Source organism: Flavobacteriales bacterium (genome assembly GCA_025210805.1).
Classification (GTDB): Bacteria; Bacteroidota; Bacteroidia; order Flavobacteriales; family CAJXXR01; genus JAOAQX01.
The window spans coordinates 17,199-34,771 of the sequence record JAOAQX010000032.1 but is presented as its reverse complement, the minus strand read 5'-3'; the positions used below and the strand labels follow the sequence as shown (position 1 = coordinate 34,771).

The 17,573-nt window shown below is 33.7% G+C and carries 14 protein-coding genes; 5 read left to right on the top strand and 9 right to left on the bottom strand.

Translation table 11 applies throughout. The features are described from left to right. Positions 1–291: 291 nt before the first annotated feature. The gene (locus N4A45_12420) at positions 292–1,212 is read right to left on the bottom strand and encodes an SRPBCC family protein (protein ID MCT4666025.1); all 921 of its coding nucleotides are present in this window, start codon (positions 1,210–1,212) and stop codon (positions 292–294) included. 92 nt (positions 1,213–1,304) lie between these two features. Between N4A45_12420 and N4A45_12415 the strand changes: the two genes are divergently transcribed. After that, complete coding sequence (locus tag N4A45_12415) at positions 1,305–1,430, top strand: hypothetical protein (protein MCT4666024.1); 126 nt, start codon at positions 1,305–1,307, stop codon at positions 1,428–1,430. A 319-nt stretch (positions 1,431–1,749) separates the two neighbouring features. Here the strand turns inward: N4A45_12415 and N4A45_12410 are convergent, their stop codons facing one another. The 8 genes from N4A45_12410 to N4A45_12375 form a co-directional block, all read right to left on the bottom strand. Further along, positions 1,750–2,301 carry a hypothetical protein gene (locus tag N4A45_12410; protein ID MCT4666023.1) on the bottom strand — a complete coding sequence of 184 codons (552 nt, stop codon included), beginning with the start codon at positions 2,299–2,301 and terminating at the stop codon, positions 1,750–1,752. A 62-nt stretch (positions 2,302–2,363) separates the two neighbouring features. Continuing rightward, on the bottom strand, positions 2,364–3,077 hold the full coding sequence (gene prfH, locus N4A45_12405) for a peptide chain release factor H (GenBank protein ID MCT4666022.1): 714 nt from the start codon (positions 3,075–3,077) through the stop codon (positions 2,364–2,366). Between the two features lie 90 nt (positions 3,078–3,167). After that, entirely contained in the window at positions 3,168–4,562 is a 1,395-nt protein-coding gene (locus tag N4A45_12400) for an RtcB family protein (protein ID MCT4666021.1), read from the bottom strand. A 730-nt stretch (positions 4,563–5,292) separates the two neighbouring features. Beyond that, on the bottom strand, positions 5,293–6,498 hold the full coding sequence (locus N4A45_12395; GenBank protein ID MCT4666020.1) for an MFS transporter: 1,206 nt from the start codon (positions 6,496–6,498) through the stop codon (positions 5,293–5,295). Between the two features lie 98 nt (positions 6,499–6,596). Further along, positions 6,597–6,932 carry a hypothetical protein gene (locus N4A45_12390; protein MCT4666019.1) on the bottom strand — a complete coding sequence of 112 codons (336 nt, stop codon included), beginning with the start codon at positions 6,930–6,932 and terminating at the stop codon, positions 6,597–6,599. A 79-nt stretch (positions 6,933–7,011) separates the two neighbouring features. Beyond that, the gene (rpmB, locus tag N4A45_12385; GenBank protein ID MCT4666018.1) at positions 7,012–7,254 is read right to left on the bottom strand and encodes a 50S ribosomal protein L28; all 243 of its coding nucleotides are present in this window, start codon (positions 7,252–7,254) and stop codon (positions 7,012–7,014) included. A 117-nt stretch (positions 7,255–7,371) separates the two neighbouring features. Further along, a complete protein-coding gene (gene hutH, locus N4A45_12380) occupies positions 7,372–8,865 on the bottom strand; it encodes a histidine ammonia-lyase (protein ID MCT4666017.1) in 1,494 nt (497 codons plus the stop codon). A gap of 139 nt (positions 8,866–9,004) precedes the next feature. After that, a complete protein-coding gene (locus N4A45_12375) occupies positions 9,005–9,754 on the bottom strand; it encodes a nicotinamide mononucleotide transporter family protein (GenBank protein ID MCT4666016.1) in 750 nt (249 codons plus the stop codon). Positions 9,755–9,849: 95 nt separating this feature from the next. Here N4A45_12375 and recR point away from each other — a divergent pair, with 95 nt between their 5' ends. The 4 genes from recR to N4A45_12355 are packed head-to-tail and all read left to right on the top strand — an operon-like array spanning position 9,850 to position 17,558. Next, positions 9,850–10,470 (top strand): recombination mediator RecR, encoded by a 621-nt coding sequence (gene recR, locus N4A45_12370; protein MCT4666015.1) that lies wholly within the window; start codon positions 9,850–9,852, stop codon positions 10,468–10,470. A gap of 9 nt (positions 10,471–10,479) precedes the next feature. Continuing rightward, positions 10,480–12,414, top strand: a complete 1,935-nt coding sequence (locus tag N4A45_12365; protein ID MCT4666014.1) for a glycosyltransferase — start codon at positions 10,480–10,482, stop codon at positions 12,412–12,414. After that, the gene (prmA, locus tag N4A45_12360) at positions 12,411–13,241 is read left to right on the top strand and encodes a 50S ribosomal protein L11 methyltransferase (GenBank protein MCT4666013.1); all 831 of its coding nucleotides are present in this window, start codon (positions 12,411–12,413) and stop codon (positions 13,239–13,241) included. The genes N4A45_12365 and prmA overlap by 4 nt, the downstream gene beginning before the upstream one ends. Beyond that, a complete protein-coding gene (locus N4A45_12355; protein MCT4666012.1) occupies positions 13,242–17,558 on the top strand; it encodes a hypothetical protein in 4,317 nt (1,438 codons plus the stop codon). It abuts the gene before it with no gap. Positions 17,559–17,573: the final 15 nt, after the last annotated feature.

Here is a 17,573-nt window from a genome sequence, read left to right as displayed (position 1 = left end):
TAAAATATGTATTTACAAGTATTTTAAATAGATGTTTAGTTTTTAACATTTCAAAAACTAATGAATACTAAATAAGAATGTTGTATATTTATCATTATACTTTGTTATAATAACGCCTTTAAAATGTATTATTTTTATAACAATCTATATTTTTTTTATTATATTTGTAAATACATTTAAATATTCGAACAGAATCTGTTCCTATACCTATAAATGTATTATTGTGCGAGTTAGAAAACCCCTATTTGTCAACGGACAAAAGGGGTTTTCTTTTTATATTTATTTTCAAAATTATTTTTTAGCAAAACAAATATCTACAACAAGCTCAGACATCGACGTGTCTCCTGGACTGTTTTGATAAACTTCAAATGGATGGTAGTTTTTCTGCGGTTTAAACTCCTTGTTTCTTTGCATCATTACTTGTGCTGCCCAAGCATTTCCAAGATGTTCGTAGCGTCCCTTATGCCTCACTTTATTAACAGAAATGGCGGGCAAATTACCGGTTATTATTTCTCCAGACAATTCCTTTGGTACATTGTCTACTGGGAAACCAGCTGTGTAAACAACTTCTTTACTTACAAAATCAAATTTGTGATACTGAGAAAACGGCAATGTGTTCATCTCTAATTGACGCTCTTGTGCAAACTTTGTAAGTGTTAGGAAGTCTTTTTTCATCATGTCTCCCATTTCCTCAATAGTTGTCGATCTTTTAATTCCGATAAAAGTACAACCGTCAAAGTGTTCATCTGGCTTAATTTCGAGTGAGCTTTCTACAGTACCCAACTCTATAAAATCTTTTAACATTTTGAGCCCTCTTTCATAATCCATCCCAACATAGGCTTCCATTTGTTTTTTCATAAAGAACATAAACCAAGGCATCTTACTTTCCATCGTCCATGTGACTTCAACTCCGTCATTAATATCTTTCAAACGAAAACTTACATTTGCTTTAGATTTAAAGGGCTTTAGAAATGCTAAACGATACTTTATTTCATCTCCTAGATCTTCGGTTACTTCCATTTCACCTGCTCCTACTCTTTTCCCTTCCCAAGAATAATAGCTTTTAGCTGAGTTCACTTCCACTTTTGCTTCGGGCTCACAGATAAGCCACGGCGACCAATTTGTCCAAGTATTAAAATCGACTAAAACATCGTGAACTTTTTGTTTATCAGCATTAATCATAATTTTTCTGTGGATATTCATTTTCCCCATAATGTTCTTTTTTAGATAATTAATAAATAAAAATACCCATTTTTTGATGATTTTTGATCGTTTGGATAAAAAAAATACTCTTGAAGAAAAACATGAATCTAGTTATCGAAGAAATTCTAACAGAAATTAAAATGCAAAACAGAAAATTTGGCGTTCAAAACTATACAGCAGTGGAATGGATTCCTATTTTTCGTATAAGAAATAGGCGAAACCAGTAAAGAAATCGTAGATTATCATGAAGTGAAATAAATGAGTATTGAACAAGTAATCGGTATGATTCAAGTAGCAGCACTCGCTATTCAAATGATTGATTCTTTATATCTTAAAAAAATTAGTTTATTGCTATTTAGAATAATTAAAAATAAGTAACTTTGGAGCCACAAAGAATTTATATGGGCTCAAAAAAAACGAAGAAAAAGGATCATAAAATTATGGTAAAACATTTGGATTCAAGCGAAAAACTCAAATCCAAATGTTGTGATAAGTACAAAAAGTCTGAGAAAAAAAGGTGCAAAAAATGCCCATGTTTTGATTTAATCAAAAAAACAGCCTAAACCCCTTTTTGGTCTCTTTTTGAGGCAATACCTCTTCTTTTTGCACTTTAGGTAATCTATTCATTTTTCTTTGTATTCTATCCTTTTCACTTTTAATATAGCTCTCAAATTCTGCATTATAACCATGCAATAAGGCATCATTGAGTGCTTCTTTAGCTTCTGCAAATTTTTGTTGATATTCAAACATGATTGCTTTTTGAACAAAAAGGCTTCCTTTGTCGACACCCCTTACGGTTAGTCCTCTTTTTATGACCTTTTCTGCAGCTTCATATTCTTCATTTAAAATCAACAATTTTGCATAACTAGGATACAATTCTATTGCATCTATATTAATACTAATGGCCTCTTTAAAATAATATTTCGCCATTCTATAATCTTGTAAATATTCCGTATAAATTTTCCCCATAAGAATCAAAGCATTCACTTCTTCTTGATTATAACTTAAAGCTAATTGCAAGGCTTCAACTGCTGTTTCAAGCTCATAAGGGTAAGCATTCATTGCTTTCAATACATATTTTTGTGATAAAGTTGTCATTTCTATTCCTCCTTCATTTTGACTCTTTCAAGTCTATTTTCAAGAAGACATTACTTAGGTAATCAAGTTTCTAAGCGGATCTTCTCAAGTTCATTTTTTAATTTTTGTCTTTGTGATTTATAAGGCTTTTTGCGTTCTTTATTTTTTCCAAAACTTGCCTTAAAATCTTTGCCTTTAAAAGTTCTAACAGGATTTCCTCTTTCTATTTCTTGATGATTTTTCCAGTATTCTTTTACTTCTTTACGGAGTTTATCCATCTCAAAATTCGTGAGTTTCTCACTGAGTCGTTCTTTTGCCAGTTTTTTATTCATTTTTTGTGATCTTCTTTCGCTTGCAACCACCTGCAAACCTGTAGGTAAATGTTTTAAACGAATTGCCGAACTCACTTTGTTTACATGCTGTCCTCCTGGACCAGATGCTCGGATGGCTTGGTATTTTAAATCTTCATCTCGTAAGGTCTTTTCTTTCAAAACACCCCACTCTTTGCAGGCGATATACCAGTTTTTTCTTTTATGGAATTTTCTATATTGAGAAGTTCCAACCCATAAAATGGTTCCACACCATTTAGAAGACAATTCCGACAATCCTGTCCCTTTTATTTGAATTATAACCGACTTGAGCGTTCTTTCTAATGCTCCTTTTTCTTTATGAAGAATTTCATAATCTATTCCGTTATTTTTAAGATCTTCCAAAAGGACTTTGAGTACTTGTGCAACTACCCAATGGCATTCCACTGGACCTGCTCCTGCAGTTAATTGCCATATTTTAGTTTTCATAATCTTGTTGTTTTTGTTTCCAAAACCATTGATTATTTAGCGAAGTTATTAACAAGCTGTGTCAATTATTGTCACTAAATAATCATGATTCTACTTATTCATTCTCACAATTTTTGGCTCAAATTTCCCTACGATTTCAATTAAATCCGTCTGAGCTTCCATCACTTTATGAATATCTTTATAAGCCATCGGGGCTTCATCTACAGAACCTCCAATAAGACTTACTCCATGTGTTTTCAATTTCTTACGGATATCACTTTTTGTAAATTTACTTTTACAAGCAGACCTCGAATGCTTTCTTCCTGCTCCGTGTGAAGCGGAATTTAAAGACGCTTCATTTCCTTTTCCGCGAACTAGAAAACCTGGTTCTGTCATGGTTCCTGGGATAATTCCATATGCTCCCTTGGATGCCGGAGTTGCTCCTTTTCTATGGACAATCAATTCTTGCCCTTGATGCACTTCTTTCCACGCAAAATTGTGATGATTTTCTACAGAAGCCAAAAACCTTGTTCCTAAGAGCTTACTAATTCTGTAATGAATATTATCATGACAGGCTTTGGCATATTCTCCTGCCAAATTCATGGCAAGCCAATATTCTTTACCATCATGAGTATTGAGATCTAACCAAGCTAAATGTTCTACATTTTTAGGCAATGGACATTGTTTCTTTGCCAAATATGTATAGTGTTTTGCCACATTAGCTCCCAAACCTCTTGATCCACTATGAGTAAGTAATGCCAAGTATTTTCCTGGAGATAAATTCATTGCATTTGTTTCATCGTAGATACTTAGAGCGCCAAATTCCACAAAATGATTTCCTCCTCCTGATGTACCTAGCTGATCATAAGCTTTTTTCTTAAGTTGCTTTAGGATAGGAATGTCTTGAAACTCTGATCTCGAGAATAATTCGTGATCCATTTTTTTATCATGAGTTTCACTCATCCCAAACTTGGTATGATTTTGTAGAATTCTTTCAAACATCTCTCTCTTTCCTTTTAAATAATCTACAGGAATAGGAAAAACACTTAACCGCATTCTACATCCAATATCCACACCTACGCCATAAGGAATTACCGCATTTTCGCAGGCCAAAACACCTCCTATAGGCAATCCATATCCTGCATGTCCGTCGGGCATTAAAGCTCCAGCTTTAGCAATAGGTAGTTTTAAGGCACTATACAGTTGATATTTTGCCATATCGTCTATGGCATCTTCTCCAAAAATTTTAAATGGAGCTCGAGTACTCATCAGCTCATGCCTGCGTACCTCTACAGGTTTTGTTAATCCTTCGGCTACTTTTGCCCAAAATGTATCGTTTATATACATTTCTGGAGATTTCAAAACTTCTTTCGCTTCTTGAAGTACCGTTTCCTTTTTTTCTTTTTTACGATACCTGTTTATAAGTCCTAAAGCGATATTTAGACTATTTCCTTTTTTGGGAAAACCGATTCTTATCAAATCTTTCCCGCGCATTTTATTTGCCATGATATTTTTTTTTTAAATGCATGGACTCTTAGCCTTCCTAAACTCAAGAATATTCAACACACTAGTAATCATCAAGTGAATATTCAAGAAAATAGTTCAAGAAGAAAAAATTGCGACTCAAAAAACGGTTTCGGAAAAAGTCCGTAGCAAAAAAAAATCCGAAACTCTAGGGCTTCGGATTACTAATCATATTTGCTTTTCTTAGACTAAATAGATGGGTAATCACGAAGCATCATTGTACCTAAACTTGGTACAGAATGACTGAGCCCTTGGCTAAAAGTGTATGTATCAATCATATTACTTCGTTGTTTATAAGAATCAAATAATGACTCTTGGTTCTGTGCTTTATTGCGATGCAAATATTGGAATAAAATTTTAATTACCAAAACTCAAAATGCTATATATCAATTCCTTAAATATAAAAAAAGACAATAGAATTCCTCTCGCTCGTTGGCGATTTTATATTTCGTTGTATTTGAGATATTTTGGAATTGGATGTTTTGTCAAAATTTTGGCAAAAAAAAATCCAAATTTTTCAATTTGGACGTTTTTAATCAAAATGGATTTATTTAAACCCTATTTTCCTTGTTGAAAATGACTAAAAACGTCCTGTATGTCTATAAAAATATTTTGCATCTGCTTCTTTTTGGGGTTAGTAATGGTACAAATATGCACTTTTTTTTCGGTTTTTATGATTCCCTCTTTTATTTATCCACTTCTTTCTGGGGTATCATTCCTCAAGTAGTTGACGTTTTCCATAAAGAAATAAAATACCACAAGCTAGGAAAATAAGTACAATCATGATCCACCAAGTGAGATCGTATCCAAACTGATGAATGATTTGCATTCCTGAATTATGACCAAAGATATGCCCTACTGAAAAAGTAATACTATACAGTGCCATATATTGACCCTGCAAACCTTTTTTTGCTGAATTTAATGCAATGGCATTAGAAAATGGAAAAGCAATCATTTCTCCAAAGCTCATCAAAGCCATTCCCAAAATAATAATACCAATATGAACAGAGAAAAGTACTACAAAAAGACTCAACCCCACCATAAGTGTTCCGACGATGAGCATCTTAACATTGGAAAACTTTTGATTCTCTAGGTATTTCACTAAGGGCATTTCGGCAATAAATATCAGAATCCCATTAAAAGCCATCAATAAACCTATTTGATCTTCACTTATACCCGCAATATCTTTGTAAAACAAGGGAACTGTTGAGAAATATTGTAAAAAAACAAGACTCATAAACATCAAACCTAAGAGAAACAATAGATAAGATGAATCTTTCCAAGGTGACAAAGGGTTTTCCATTTTTTTGATTTCATCTAGAATGACGCTCTTTTTGGGACTCAATAAGAATATCATTAATATTCCTGCAGAAATACAGGTAATTCCATCAAGCCAAAAAAGATACGCATAGCCTAATTGATGAATAATCCAACCGCCAATTGCAGGTCCAATAGAAAACCCCAAGTTAATCGCCAAGCGAACCAAACTGACACTTCGGATTTTATTTTCGGGTTTACTATATTGATTTAAAGCCACAAAAACGGCAGGACGAAATGCATCTGCTAATATCATCAAAACCAAAATTCCAATTCGAAAATCCCAAAGCGAAGTAAGAGATTGAAGTACAAAAAACATAAGCCCTGAACTAATCAAACTTAGAACCATCACTAAATAGGGACCTATTTTGTCTGTTAATTTTCCACCGATCCAAGATCCAATTACAGATCCGATTCCAAAAAAGGTCATCACCCACCCTACTTCTGCTAAACTAAAACCTAAAGATTTATTGAGGTAGAGGGAAATAAATGGTATAACCATAGTTCCTGACCTATTGATGAAGGTGATGAGAGATAACCACCATACTTCCACTGATAAACCAGTGAAAGCGTTATAGTAATTTTTAAAAAGTGTATTCATTTCCTTATATTTTGCTTGTTTGATAAAAATACAAAAGCCCGTTTAGAAACGGGCTTTTAAATGATTGATAAAGGTAATAGACTGATTAATAAAATCGATTACGCTATTTCATTTTTTCCAATTTCTTCTATTTCACTGAAATTTTGAGGTTTATTTTGCCATTTTTTAGATAATAACTTATAAAAAACAAAGGCGGATAATGCTCCTATGAACATACAGCCATAGTTGATTATTGTAAAATTAGAATCTTCTATCCACATGAATGTTTCTTCATCAAATATTGACCATATTCCAATTATTAATCCAATAATAAATATTGGAAAATAATAGGATACAATTCCCAAAATGACATAAACCCACTTTGATTTTCCATGGACTTCTGCCAGTTTGAAGAAATATCTTCCAATAAAATAAATTACTAAAATCGCTAACATTGTTATTTACTATTTATAAAACCCCAAAAAGCCATCAACTTTTCAGAAGATGGCTAGATATTTTGGGAAGTATTAGAAATTATTTTCCTGAATACGTTCCTGCTTCTTTAGCTCTTTTAATGGCTTCCGAAATTCCAACTTTGTTGATTGTTTTCAAAGCTGAAGCAGCGATTCTCAAAGAAACCCACTTATCTTCTTCTGCAATGTAAAAACGTTTTTTGATCAAGTTTACATCAAACGTTCTTTTCGTTTTTCTCATAGAGTGCGATACATTGTTCCCAACCATCGCTTTCTTTCCTGTTAATTGACAAACTCTAGACATTGTATGTTTTTTTTACTTTATTTCTACTTTTTAAGGTCAGCAAATCTACGCAATCATTTTTAAAATACAAGGCTTATAATGATTTATTTAAGTCAACCTTACTTTCTTTCTTCTCACTTATTCAAAATCAAATCGCAATTGATCTATAAAGTTAAGACTTTTCTGCATATAATCATGGCTAAGAACATCTTCATCAATAAAAGGAATATCAGCTCGATATGCTTTTAAAAGACTTTCACCTAAGGTTCCTGTTTTATAAGTCCTAAAAGACATTGCTTGGGATGCATTTAATAATTCTATTGCCAAAACAGACTTAGTGTTTTTTACAATTTCCCACATTTTAGTAGCGGCATTTGCTCCCATGCTCACATGATCCTCTTGCCCATTTGAAGAAACAATAGAATCCACTGAAGCTGGGGTTGCTAATTGCTTACTTTGACTTACTATGGAAGCAGCAGTATATTGAGGAATCATCAAACCTGAATTTAGCCCTGGCTTTGCAACCAAATATGCTGGCAACCCTCTTTCTCCTGAAATCAATTTATAGATCCTACGCTCTGAAATAGATCCTATTTCAGCCATTGCCAAAGAAAGGAAATCAAAACTTAAAGCTAAAGGTTGACCATGAAAATTCCCAGCAGAAATCACTCGATCTTCGTCAGCAAAAACATTTGGATTATCTGTAACCGAATTTATCTCTGTGATAACTACTTTTTCTATATGGCTCAAAGCATCTTTACTTGCTCCATGAACTTGTGGTACACAACGGAAAGAATATGGGTCTTGCACATGAACTTTTTCTTGTCGAATCCCTTCACTATCCTCCAATAATTCGAAAATTTTCTCTGCTGTGTGTAATTGTCCATTATGCGGTCTAATGGCATGAGAGAATACTTCAAAAGGCTCTATTCTTCCATCAAAGGCATCTAATGAAATAGAGGTAATGATATCCGCTAACTCCAATAGTTTTTTTGATTCCAATAAAGAAACAACTCCATAAGCTGACATAAACTGCGTTCCATTCAGCAGCGCCAACCCTTCCTTGGATTTTAAAGTAATTTCCTCCCAACCCATTTTTTGGTTAAGTTCTTTTCCTGAAATTTCTTTCCCTTCAAACACTACTTTTCCTGCTCCAAGAATAGGTAAACTCAAATGAGCTAATGGAGATAAATCACCTGATGCCCCAAGACTTCCTTGCGTGTAAACTACAGGAAAAACATCATTATTATAAAAATCAATTAATCTTTGAACCGTCTGCAATTGCACTCCAGAATGCCCGTAGCTCAATGATTGAATTTTTAAAAACAACATCCATTTTACCATTTCGTGAGGAACTCTCGCTCCCATTCCACAAGCATGAGAAAGCACCAAATTCTTTTGCAATTGACTCAATTCTTCTGTTGAAATACTGTGATCACAAAGTGAACCAAAACCCGTGTTTACCCCATAAATTGGCTTTTCTGTAGAAGCTGTTTTATGATCTAAATACGCTCGGCATTTTTCTATTCTCTGAATTGCTTCGTCTGATAAAGCCAATTTTTTTCTTTCTGAATGCAAAGAAATAAGCGTGTTCATCCCTATAAAATCGGGTGAAATATGATGGATTTCCATAGTTTTAAATCTGATTTTTATACAAACGCACAAAGATAATAGGAATCCTGTTGATTTAAAAATTAATCCCTACGAAAGGATTGAAAACCGTTATGATAAATCTATTCAACAAATAGACACAAGAAACGTAAAATCCTATCTATCGATCTTTCCGATCTCCATTCATTTTCCAATCCGTAAAAGTAAAAATGGAATTGAAGAGATAGAAGATATACTTTGCCACATTGGGAATATTTCCTTGAAGCCCATTTTTAATGAGCTGTATAATATTATAAGCAATCCAACTTAAAAAAGTGTCTTGATATTTAAACACATTAGAGAAATTTCCATTGATAGAAAGTCCGAAACTAATGGCAATAGAATGAAAAAGCATGGCTTTAGTTTCCAAAAAATTGGAATCATCAAAAAGCCAAAACCCTAGGTAAACCAAAGCATATCCTAAAAACAGTCCAAAAACATTGATGAAATAGAAGAATCTATCAGGTTTTTTTATCCGAATTCCTTTTACCCAACGATATGAAGCTAGAATATGTGCCAAAAAAGAAAAAGGATAAGTAATAATTGCGGATCTGTTTCCTAATAAAAAATCATTGAGTCCTGAATTAATCGTGGTAAAAATGGAAATAATATTTCCTTTATTATTTTGTCTTCCCACCAAACGTGTTGTGAGTAAAGAAAAAACCGCACCAACTGTAGCCAACAAACCTAAAGGGTAAGCCCCTGATAAAACCGCTTCCCACCAAAACTCTAAAGATCTAGTACTGCTTATCTCTCCATTAAAATATATGGTCTTATGATACCCTTTCACCAAAGTGATAACTAGAACCAAAATCGCTCCAAAGAGGTCCAAAAAAGGGGAATTTACCCATTTACGCACCCAGTTTTTCATGATATTTTTCCTGAAAATTAACGGCTACAAAGGTAGGTTTTTTAGCTTGTAGAAAGCCTTCAAAGCACTAAAAAATTCTAGTATCTTTGTGCCCTATGAAATTATCTTCTAAAATACTGGAAGAAGCCGTAGAACAAATTGCGGCATTACCAGGTGTGGGTAAAAAATCGGCATTTAGACTTGCCTTGCATTTCTTGAAGAAAGACAAAGCCTTTGCAGATCGTTTTACTCAAGCTATTTCTACACTCAAAGAACAAGTTTTTGAGTGTGTAGAGTGTCATTATATTTCTGACCAAGAAGTATGTGAGATTTGTTCAAACCCTACAAGAACGAATGATTCTATCTGTGTTGTAGAAGATATTAACGATGTGATGGCTATTGAATCTACCCAACAATTTAATGGGAAATATCACGTTCTTGGTGGTGTAATCTCTCCAATGGATGGAATTGGTCCTTTGGATTTACATATCAATGACCTAATTAGCAAAGTGGAAAAACATCAACCAAGTGAAGTTATTTTAGCCTTAAACCCCACTATGGACGGAGACACTACACAGTTCTATTTATACAAAAAACTCAAGAATTTCTCGGTAGAAATCTCTACATTGGCAAGAGGAGTTTCTTACGGCGAGAACCTTGAATATACTGATGAAACAACTCTTGGAAGATCTCTTCACCAGCGATTACCTTATGAAAAAACTGTCAAGCGAGCTTAAAAAGTATCTATGAAACTCTCCATCATCATTGTGAACTATAATGTTCGTCACTTTCTTGAACAAGCCATTTACGCTGCCGAAAAAGCAATCAAAAATATGGATGCCGAGATCCTTGTGGTGGATAATAATTCTCAAGATGATTCTGTAGAAATGATGGAAACCGTGTTTCCTCACATCACATGTATTGCAAACAAGGATAACCCAGGGTTTTCTAAAGCCAATAACCAAGCTATGAAAATAGCAAAAGGGGAATATTTCCTATTGCTAAATCCCGACACTTTAGTTGCAGAAGATACTTTTGAAAAATGCTGTGATTACCTTGACAAACATCCAAAAGTTGGTGGTTTGGGTATCAAAATGATTGATGGAAAAGGAATTTATCTTCCTGAATCAAAAAGAGGTTTACCCAGCCCAATGGTGGCTTTTTATAAAATTTTCGGACTTTCTGCTATTTTTCCAAAGTCTAAAAAATTTGGAAAATACCACCTCTCCTATCTAGATAAAAATGAGAATCATCAAATAGAAGTCCTTTCGGGTGCTTTTATGATGATGAGAAAAACGGCACTTGACAAATGTGGCTTACTAGACGAAGATTTCTTTATGTATGGAGAAGATATCGATCTTTCCTACAGGATAGAGCTTGCTGGCTTTGAAAATGTCTATTTTGCCGATTCTCAAATTATCCATTATAAAGGAGAAAGCACAAAGAAAGGCTCTATCAACTATGTTTTTGTTTTTTATAAAGCCATGATTTTGTTTGCAAAAAAACATTTTCAGAAAACAAATTCTTTCCTGTTTCAATGGGCTATTTATTTGGCTATTTATCTGAGGGCTTTTTTGGCTCTAGCCAAAAGGTTTTTTCAAAAATTCACTTTACCCATCATTGACGCTAGCGTATTAACGCTATCTTTTGTGTTTATAAAAAACTATTGGGAAGCCAATCACTTATATATTTTGGGAGGTGAGTATCCCAGTTTTTTACTCCAAAACATGCTCCCGATGTATATAGGTATCTGGATGCTCGGTTTATTCTTTAGCAGAACCTATCACAAAACCGAAAAAATTATTTCCTCACTTAGAGGAATTGCTATGGGATCTATAGGAATTCTGGTATTCTATTCACTACTACCCGAAAGTCTTAGAACTTCAAGAGCGCTTATTTTATTAACTTCATTGGCAGGTGGAGTTTGGTTATTTCTTAGTCGAACTTTTTTCCAACTCAGAAACCAACATAAAAACCACCTAAAACAAGGGAAAAACAGAATTCTTATTCTCTCCACAGCAGATGATTATAAGCAAATTCTCCAAAAAAAATTACTCTCAGAAGAACAAAGTTATCACAAAGTGATTCATGAAAAATGGTCTGTTAAACACATTAAAAACACCATAAATACTTTTCAAATAAACCAAGTTTTATTTTCTAATAGCCTCTTATCTCACAAAGAAATTATTGCACTAATGGAAGCTCTTCAACCATTAGATTTAGAATTTAAAATAAAATTACAAGAAAAAGATTTTATCTTAGGCTCAAACTCAATTCATCGTCAAGGAGACGTAATTACCGATATGAAATTAAACCTCGCCCAAAAAGAAAAACAATCTCAAAAAAGACAATTAGACTTTGTACTCAGTCTGGTTCTTTTGTTAATTTCGCCCTTATTATTCTTATGGATGAATCATCCTGTGGGATTTATCAAAAATATCTTCTTTGTACTTTTTGGAGACAAAACGTGGATTGGATATCTTCCTCAAGAAGAAACAGACCCAAGACTCCCTAAGATAAAGGAAGGGATTATTCATCATGCTATCGCCAATGAAAATTGGCAAACACTCAAACCCGAAGAAAAAAAGGAACTTAATTTTCTTTATGCCAAAGACAATAGTTCTGAAGAAGACTTCTCATTACTTCTTAAAAACCTCAAAAAACTAGGAACAGAATCATGAAATATTTCGAATTTTTAATTGATGTAGAAACAGCCTACCCAGGAGAAGTGGCTATCTGGTCGCCAATAATTACTGCCGAACTTGCTGAAATAGGTTTCGAAAGTTTTGTGGAAGAAGGTAATGTTCTAAAAGCGTATGTTCAAGAGGAAAACATGGACCATAATGCGCTAGAAGATTTATTTTGTCTTCAACAAAAAAACTATACATTCCAAGAAATTGAAAATCAAAATTGGAATGCAGAATGGGAAAAGAATTATACAGCAATCAATGTGGATAACCAATGCGTAATTAGAGCCGATTTTCACCCAAAACAACCTGTAGAATTTGATATTCTTATCAACCCAAAAATGTCTTTCGGGACGGGGCATCACGAAACCACTCACATGATGACTTCGTTTGTCCTAGAAACTAGCTGCGAAAACAAAGATATTCTTGATATGGGATGCGGAACAGGTGTTTTAGCCATCTTAGCAAAAATGAAAAATGCGGCCTATGTTGAAGCGATTGACAATGACGAATGGGCTTTTGAAAACAGTGCTGATAATATCCGCCTAAACAAGCAAGAAATCACTTGTAAACTAGGAGATGCAAGCCTACTTGGAAATCACAGTTTTGATATTATTTTAGCAAATATCAACAGAAATATCTTGCTTAATGATATGCCAGAATATGTGAAAAATCTAAAAGAAAATGGCTTAATTTTCTTTAGCGGTTTCTATACAATGGATATTGAGAAAATAGAAGCTAAGGCCAATGAACTTGGACTTCAATTATTGGATCAAAAAGAAAGAAACGATTGGGTTTCTCTTAAATTTCAAAAAGCATAAATGAGCCGAGCAAAACTTCTTTTCGTCATCATATTTGGATTTTCTGCTAGTCTTTCTTTTGGACAAACAGAAACGGATAAAGATCTTTTTCTTAAAAAACTTAAACAAGAAATCTATCCTTACCTTCATGCCGATGTGTACCAAGAAGGGAAAGTTTTTATAAATTATTATAGGGAAAACAACCACCCTATATTAGACCGAAAAATGCGAACTTTCCATCAGCTCATGAAAGAGAATCATCTCTCGGTTTCTGAGGATTATTTTCACCTTTTCAGAATTTACAACGCTTATTACCAAGGAAAATTTGACGAAGACCAACTGCTTGATCTTATCAATTTTTCGGGGAAGTTTCTTCAAAACGCAAGAGTATCAGAGATCAAAAGGCTGGTGGTGGTTCTTGCCAATTTCTTGGAAGAAACTACTCTTTTCGCTTCTCAAAATTATTCTTGGAAAATAGAAACAGACAAATGGAAATTTGAAACAGAACCCACAGCAATTATTCATTTCCCAAAAGCCAATTTGATTTGTTCAAACGGAGATGATGAATTTAAAATACGGAGTACAAAAGGAGATTACTATCTACTCAATGGAGATTTTGTGGGACAAGGAGGAAATACTTCTTGGCAAGGTGGACAAAGAAAAGCAGAAATAGGAGCTTATCAGTTTAAAATAAATAGTATTTATTTCCAATCTGAAAATGCCACACTTTTTGATCGTAGTATTTCTCACAAACCTATAAAAGGAACACTTACCCACAGAATGTATTTTCAAAATGAAGAAAATATCGCTTTGGAACCACAATTTGTGAGTACAGAAATTATCCCCATAAAAAGGAAATCTCCAAACCTCAAAATAGAATCTGGGATCCACGTAAAAGGGCATCTACTAGATTTAATTGCCCCCAAAGGAAAAAGCTCAAAAATCACTTTTTATCAAGACGGAAAAGCCTTTGTAAAACTAGATGCTCAAAAATTCACCCTAGAATCTGGACGTTTTTTTGCTAGAGAAGTAATGTTTAAGCTCTTCTTACTCAACGATAGTATCACACACCCAAGTATTGATTTAAGTTTTGATATCAATGCACTAAAAATGGAGGCAAAAAGATCTGAGAACAAACTAGGAAAAACCCCTTTTTATGATGGACTACATGAGCTCCAAATTGTGGCAAACTTTCTTACTTGGGAAGATAAAAATAAAGAACTGATTTTCATGAATAAAGCCATGTCTCGTTTAGAGCCTGTGTATTATCAATCTCTGCATTTTTTTGATATCAACTGGTATATAGACTTATTTGATTTTGGCACAAAACATCCTACATCTGGACTTCTTCAACTCACGAAAAGAAATAAAGATAGAAGAAGTTTTTACCTCGAAGAATTATTTGAAGTTTATAAAGAAATGAAAGAAGAAGAACTCATTTCTTTAATGGAGGACTTTACGAATCAAGGCTTTGTTTATTACAACCCTTTTGAAAGAAAAATAGAAGTTAAAAACCGATTTTTTCGTTTTGTAACTGCATTAAATACAAAATCGGATTATGATCAAATAAGATTCCGATCAAATATCAATAATCGCCCTGCAAGTATCATTGATTTGGCTTCTGGAGACATGACCACTTTTGCTGTAAAAGAAGTCCAAATTAGTCGCCCAAAAGATGTTTCGCTCCATCCATCGGACCAGCAATTATTAATTTATCCAAAACTGGATATTGAATTTGATGGACTCACCACCTGCGGAAAATTTGGTTTTTTTGGAAACAATCAACTCTTCAGATATGAAGACTATGTCGTAGATTTCGAAAAAATAGATTCTTTTAGATACCTCTTAGAATCTAGAATGCACCCTGAAGATACTTCGATCCTTATTAGACCTTGCCAAACTTCTATTCAAGAAGTAACTGGACTTCTAAAAATAGATAAACCCAAAAATAAAAGTGCAAAAAAAGAACACCAAGAATACCCTATTTTTGAAAGTAAAGAAAATAGCTATGTCTTTTATGACCGAGTAAGAGACGGACTCTACCCTAAAGAAGATTTTCACTTTGAAGTATTTCCATTTAAGATTGACAGTTTAATGACCAAAAATACTTTTAATCTCAGCTTCGGTGGAACTTTAGTATCTGGAGGAATATTTCCTAATATAGAAGAACGTCTGTCTTTATTCCCAAATGATCAACTGGGTTTTGAAAGAAAAATGACCCAAGATTATGCACTTTTTGAAAAAGGAAATTATCGTTCTTATCTTAGACTAAACAATGATGGACTGAATGGAAAAGGAACAATTAATTATCAAGATATTTATCTAGAAGCAGATTCTCTTGATTTTTACCCAAGTTACCTTTTTGCTGATGTACAAAAAATGACCAACAATTCTACACAAAGCTTTTCTCCTAATCTAAGAGGAAAAAACTTGCGTTTAGACTGGTTTAAATCAGACGAAATTTTGGAATTCAAAACCCAAGATCAACCCATTTCAGTTAACCACACCTCTACTTTAGAAGGAGGAATAGAGATCAGTCCTTATGACTATATTGCCTATGGAAAATGGCAAGATCGAAACATATTCCTGAGAAGTGATTCTATTTTACTCACAAGAGAAAATATGCAAGCCAATAAAGCATTTTTCAAAGTATTTGACGAAAACACTCAGAACTTTTTAGAACACGAAATTGTATTAACCGCACCTAGCTCTCAAGTGGAATATCAATATGGTAACGATATGTTCCAGAATAATGACATTGAAAAATCTAGTAAATACACGTCCCCTTTTTTAAGGTATCGTTTTGTTTACCCAATGTTTACCTACGAAAGAGCTAACTCCGAGATATTTTTTGAAGAAAACACAGAAGACAGCACTAAGCAAACAACAATAGTAGAATCTTTAAACCCGTTCACAGGACAAATAAAATATTTGAGTCCCACTGCTCATATTAACATGAAAACACACAAAGTTTCTATGTATGATATACAAGGAATTCAAGTAGCCGATGCACAGATAAGACCTAAAGAAGAAAAACTTACCCTACTTGCAAGTGGACTTCCCGAAAAACTTTACGGAGCAGACTTAGATCTCATCAACCCTGCGGGAGATATTCGTTACTCCTTTGAAAATGCGGATATCAATATCATTCATGCTGATGACTATATCGCTTCCGCCGATTTTATTTATACCAATAGATTAGGAGAAACTCAAAAAGCCCGTTTTGACAGTCTCCAAGTCTCAGAAAATAAAATTTCCTATGGAAGCACCGAGGTTTCCTCTAATTTTAAAATAGATCCTCAAATGAGCTACACAGGTACATTGGACCTCAAAGAAAGTAGTAAAAAAATGGAACTAGACGGACATTTAAGCTTTGATGATCCCTGCTTAGGGAACAGCTCAGAACTTTTTAGTTATCAAGATACATTGAATAATGAAAATATACAATTTGGATCTGTCGAGAGCAAAGACTCTATACTTCCAGAAGCCCGATTTGTTTTCAACACATTTAGTCATCAATTCTATGTACAATATGCAAGTAATCAGCTTTCTTCAAACGAAGTTTCATTAGTAAATATCCCTGGAACATTCCAATTTGATGATCAACAAGGATATTACACATACCAAGGCTCAGATGAAAATGATCTGGCAAAATTTGATTCAGAAAGATGTATCTATGAGCTCGAATCTTTTTTAAATCTTAGTCATACAAAATCGTTAAAAAGCTATGGATATGGACGATTTTTCCATGAAGAAAACAAAGCAGATTCTTTAATTTTCCAAGCACATCTAGGACTGGATCTTCCATTGCCCAAAAAAGCTCTTAAAGAATTCTATAAAGATTTCAGAAAACAGACACGAGATTATGAAACAACCTATGAAAGTAGTGAGTTATTTGTAGATTTTTTAAGGAAAATTATTGGCGAAAAAGGAGAAAGAAAATACTACAAAGCAAAGAGTCGTAACAAAAAGTACGTTCCAAAACCCATGCAAAGCACCATCTTCTTCACAGACCTTGAGCTTCAATGGAATGCAAAAAGACAAAGATTTGAAAACACACTTCCTTTAGAAGTAAATCATATTAGGGGAAAGAAAATAGATAGAATTGTAGAAGGTTTCTTGGTTTACAAACCCGAGCAAATTCACGATATGTGGAAGATTTATCTAGAATTTGAAGAAAATCAATTTTATTATTTCGAACTCAGAGATGGTATTTTATACACCTCGTCATCCAATGATAGATATAACAAAATCATAAATCAAAACAAAAAAGCAATAAAGAAAAAAGGATACCATTACAAGGTTATCTTTCACAATCCTAGCGACGAACTGCATTAATTATTAGATAAGCGT